The following is a 5,399-nucleotide window of genomic DNA, read 5'->3' on the forward strand; positions in this document are numbered from 1 at the left end:
ACCGGGCCAGACGATTCGCCCGCTCATCCAACTCCCCATAACTCACCCCAACACCTTCGAACACCACCGCCACCGCACCCGGATCCCGCACCACCTGCGCCTCGAACAACCCCACCACCGACACCCGCGGCACCTCCACCGCGGTGTCGTTCCACTCCACCAGCACCCGATCCCGCTCTGCGGGATCCAGCACCTGCACCGATCCCACCCGCACACCCGGATCAGCGGTCACCGCCTCCAGCACCCGGCCCCAACGCCACCCGATCTGCTCCGCGGTGTCCGCCTCGAACAGATCAGCCGCCACGATCAGCGAACCCCGCAGCCCCGCCGGCGAACCGTCCTCGCCAAACACCTCCCCCACACTCACTTCAAGGTCAAACTTCGCTGCAGGGGCCTGCCCGGAAAACCCGCCGGCCCGCGCCGCCTGCAGATCCAGGACGGCTGCATCGTTGTTCTGCAGCGTGAGCATCACCTGGAACAACGGATGCCGCGCCAACGAACGCACCGGTGCGAGTTCCTCCACCAGCCGCTCGAACGGCACATCCTGATGCGCATAGGCCGACAGCCCACTCTCCCTCACCCGCTCCAGCAGCTCACGGAACGTCGGATCCCCCGACAGGTCCGTCCGCAGAACCAGAGTGTTCACGAAGAAGCCGACCAGATCGTCCAAAGCCTCATCGGTCCGCCCCGCGACCGCCGACCCGACCGGAATGTCCGTACCCGCACCCAGCCGGGACAGCAGCGTGGCCAGCGCCGCCTGCAGCACCATGAACACCGTCACACCCTCGGCCCGCGCCACCTCCACCAGCCGCGCATGCACCTGCGCCGGAACCTCCAACGGCACACTGTGTCCCCGGTGACTGGCCACCGCCGGCCGCCCACGGTCGAACGGCAACACCAACTCCTGCGGCGCCCCCTCCAGCACACCACGCCAGTACTCCACCTGCCGGGCCAGCACACTGCCCGCATCCCCCTCATCACCCAGCAACTCCCGCTGCCACAACGCATAATCCGCATACTGCACCGGCAACGACTCCCACACCGGCACCCGGCCCGCACAGCGGGCCGCGTAAGCAACCGACACATCCCGCGCCAACGGACCCCTCGACCAGCCATCCGTCGCAATGTGATGCGTCAGAACAACCAACACCCGCTCACCCGCACCCGCATCTGTGGTGAACAGCGATGCCCGGAACGGCACCTCCACCGACAGATCGAAGGCATACCCCTCCGCCTCAGCCACCGCCCCCTCAAGCTCTGCCGCAGCCACCTCCACCACCGACAGGTCCCAGTCGAGATCATCCACTTCACGGATCAGCTGATAGGGCTCGCCCTCGTGCACAGGGAAGACCGTGCGCAGCACCTCGTGCCGCCCGACCACGTCACGCAAAGCCGCAGCCAGCGCCGCACGGTCCACATCCCCCGACAACCGCAACGACACCGGCACGTTATAAGTCGCACTCGGCCCCTCAAGCTGCCCCAGGAACCACAGCCGACGCTGCGCGAACGACAACGGCACCCGCTCCGGACGCACCCCGGCCGTCAACGGCAGCCGTGCCTCGTCCGCCTCCGCCAATCGCGCCGCCAGACCAGCCACCGTCGGCGCCTCGAACAGCGCCCGCAACGGCACCTCCACCCCAAGCACCGAACGAACCCGGCTCACCAACCGCACCGCCAGCAACGAATGCCCACCCAGCCGGAAGAAGTCGTCCTCCACCCCCACACCATCCAGACCCAGCACCTCCGCGAACGCCGCACACAGCAGCTCCTCACGGGCATTAGCCGGCGCCCGCCCCGCACCCGCCACCGCGTAGTCCGGGGCCGGCAGCGCCTTACGGTCCAGCTTGCCGTTAACCGTCAACGGCAACGCCTCCAGCACCACCACCGCCGACGGCACCATGTACTCCGGCAGCCGCTGACCCACCAGCTCCCGCACCGCCTCCGGCAACGTGCTCCCCACCACACCGTCCGCGGGGACGACGTATGCCACCAGCCGGACCTCACCCGGAGCGTCCTCCCGCGCGATCACCGCCGCCTGGGCCACCTGCGGATGCGCCAGGACGGCGGCCTGGACCTCGCCCGGCTCGATCCGGAACCCACGGATCTTCACCTGCTCATCCGCACGCCCCGCATACTCCAGCTCACCCACCCGGTTCCACCGCACCAGATCCCCGGTCCGGTACATCCGCACCCCCGGCTCAAACGGACACGCCACGAACCGCTCTCCGGTCAGCCCCGCACGCCCCACATACCCCCGGGCAACACCCGCACCCGCCACATACAGCTCACCCACTACACCAACCGGGACTGGCCGCAGCCCACCGTCCAGCGCATACAGACGGGTGTTGGCGATCGGCCTACCAATCGGCACCGACTCGCGCACCTCGTCGCCCGACGCAATCTCGAATACGCAACACCCCACCACCGTCTCTGTGGGGCCGTACTCGTTGACTACGACCGACGCCGGAGCACGCTTCAGCCAAGTTCGGACGTCTGCTCCCTGCAGAACTTCACCACCGACCACCAATCGCCGTGCCGCTGCTGCTGCCTGCTCGTCCGTCAGTAGTTCCGCCAGCAACGGCAGGTGGCCCGGTACGACCTTCGCCAGATCGAAGCCATCTGCTGGGCCATCCGACTCCGATCGCGACAACCGAGCCCGTACCAACTCCGCCAGACCATCCGCGCTTCCGCCGCGGCTGACCGCCACCGCCGTCCCCGACACGAGCGGCGGCAGCACACTCGTCAGCGTCAGGTCGAAGGCCAGCGAAGAGTGCAGGGGCGCTCCTCCGCCTCGACTCGCTCCATAGACGGCTGCCGCCCACACCACATAGTTCTGAAGTCCCGCATGCGTGACTGCTACGCCCTTGGGTCGCCCTGTCGACCCTGACGTATAGATCACATACGCAAGACCGTCCAAGGACGCACACGTCTCAGGCGCAGTCGACGGGAGGGCAGCCAACGCGGTCCTGACCTGCGCATCGTCAAGCCACACCACTCGTTCAACGCCCAGTTCAACGAGCGCGGTCTCCGCATCGTCCCTTCGGCTGATCACCAGATCGGCACGGCTGTCCGCCAGCATGAAGGCGATTCGGTCGGACGGGTACTCCAGATCCACCGGCAGATAGGTGCCTCCCGCCTTCCACACCGCCAGCATCGCCACGATCATGTCCGCGCCTCGCCCGAGGCACAGCCCCACGACGCTCTCCGGACCGACGCCCTGACTGTTCAGGAGGCCCGCCAGTTGGTTCGCCCGAGCATCAAGCTCCGCGTACGACACCTGCACGTCCTCGGCCACGATGGCCACCGCGTCCGGAGTCCGCGCCGCCTGCTCCTCGAACAGCGCCGGAACCGGCACTCCGGGCGTCTCGACGGCAGTGTCGTTCCACTCCACCAGCAGGCGGTGCCGCTCTTCCCCGCCCAACAGATCCATTGCGCCCATACGGACCGTCGGGTCTGTAACCATCGCCGTGAGGAGGCCGACCCAGCGCTCAACAATGAGTTCTATGGACTGCAGTTCGAACAAGTCGGCGGCAGCAATCACCGCGCCTCGCAGCCCGGCCGGCTCTCCCTCCGCATCGAACGTCTCACTGACGCTCACATCGAGGTCGAAGCGCGCCGCGCTCGCCCCCGCCGAAAATCTTCCCCCGGCCTCGACGCCCGACAGGTCCAGCGCCTTCCGGGCAGTGTTCTGCACAGTGAACATCACCTGGAACAGCGGATGCCGCGCCAGCGAGCGGGCAGGGGCCAGCTCATCCACCAGCCGCTCGAACGGCACATCCTGGTGTGCCAACGCCGAGAGGCTTACCTCACGCACCCGGCCCAGCACCTCACGGAACGTCGGATCTCCCGACAGATCCATCCGGATCACGAGCGTATTGACGAAGAACCCGACCAGATCCTCCAAGGCCTCATCGGTACGCCCGGCCACAGCGGTGCCGATCGGGATGTCGGTGCCGGCGCCCAGTCGCGACAGCAACATCGCAAGGGATGCTTGAAGAACCATGAACGTGGTGACGCCCTCATCCTGCGCCAGCTGAGCCAGCCGTGCGTGCACCTCCGCCGGGATCTCCAACGGCACGTCAAATCCACGGTGGCTGGCCACGGCCGGACGTACACGATCGAATGGAAGCGCAAGCTCTTCCGGCATCCCGGCCAATGCCTCACGCCAGTACGCGATCTGCCGGGCCACCACACTGTCGGGGTCCTTCTCATCACCGAGCAACTCGCGCTGCCACAGTGTGTAGTCGGCGTACTGCACCGGCAGCGGCTCCCACACGGGTTCTCTGCCCTCACGACGCGCCGCGTAGGCGGTCGAAATGTCCCGCGCCAGCGGGCCCATGGACCAGCCATCGGCAGCGATGTGGTGGACCACGGCGGCAAGTACGTGCTCGTCCGGCCCCGCCGAGAGCAGCCATGCCCGGAAAGGCACTTCAGCGGTCAGATCGAAGACGCACCCTGCGATCTTCTCGGCTGCCGCTTCTTTCAGGTCCACGGAGTCGGTCCGACCCGTCACTGACAAGTCCACCGCCTGCAGGGACCAGTCCAAGTCTGCGGCATCCAGGACCTGCTGATGTGGCTCGCCGTCGTGTACAGGGAAGATCGTGCGCAGCACCTCGTGCCGTTTGATCACATCTCGCAACGCCTCACTCAGAGCCGCCCGGTCCACCTCGCCGACTAGCTTCAGTGCTACCGGAATGTTGTAAGTCGCGCTCGGCCCTTCCAACTGCTCGATGAACCACAACCGACGCTGTGCAAACGACAACGGAAGCATCAGGACTCCTCCTGCCTGCGCATCGGCCGAAGCGCCGGCCTAGCTGTTCTCTGGTCTCCGACCTGATCTGCGAGCCTTGCAACGGTCCGGGCCTCGAACAGCGCTCGGATCTCCACATCCACACCCAGCTCCGTGCGGATGCGGCTGATCAGCCGTACCGCCAGCAGGGAATGCCCACCCAGCCGGAAGAAGTCGTCGTCGACTCCGACGCTCTCCAGACCCAGCACCTGCGCGAACGCCGCACACAGCAGTTCCTCACGGGCATTGGCAGGCGCCCGACCCGCACCGGCCACCACCGCGTAGTCCGGGGCGGGCAGGGCCTTGCGGTCCAGCTTGCCGTTGACCGTCAGCGGCAGCTCCTGGAGCTCCACCACCGCCGACGGCACCATGTACTCCGGCAGCCGCTGACCCACCAGCTCCCGCACCGCCTCCGGCAACGTGCTCCCCACCACACCGTCCCCGGCCACGACGTATGCCACCAGCCGGACCTCACCCGGAGTGTCCTCCCGTGCGATCACCGCGGCCTGGGCCATCTGCGGATGCGCCAGGACGGCGGCCTGGACCTCGCCCGGCTCGATCCGGAACCCACGGATCTTCACCTGCTCATCCGCACGCCCCGCATACTCCA

The 5,399-nt window shown here is 67.4% G+C and carries 2 protein-coding genes; both read right to left on the minus strand.

The annotated features are described in order from the left end of the window. The coding region (locus tag ACFW01_RS38225; protein ID WP_384511450.1) for an amino acid adenylation domain-containing protein at positions 1 to 4,771 on the minus strand (4,771 nt) is incomplete at its 3' end. Continuing rightward, positions 4,771 to 5,399: phosphopantetheine-binding protein (locus ACFW01_RS38230; protein ID WP_384511453.1), on the minus strand; the 629-nt coding region annotated here is incomplete at its 5' end. The genes ACFW01_RS38225 and ACFW01_RS38230, both read right to left, overlap by 1 nt.

The organism is Streptomyces sp. NPDC058985 (genome assembly GCF_042740985.1).
GTDB lineage: Bacteria > Actinomycetota > Actinomycetes > Streptomycetales > Streptomycetaceae > Streptomyces.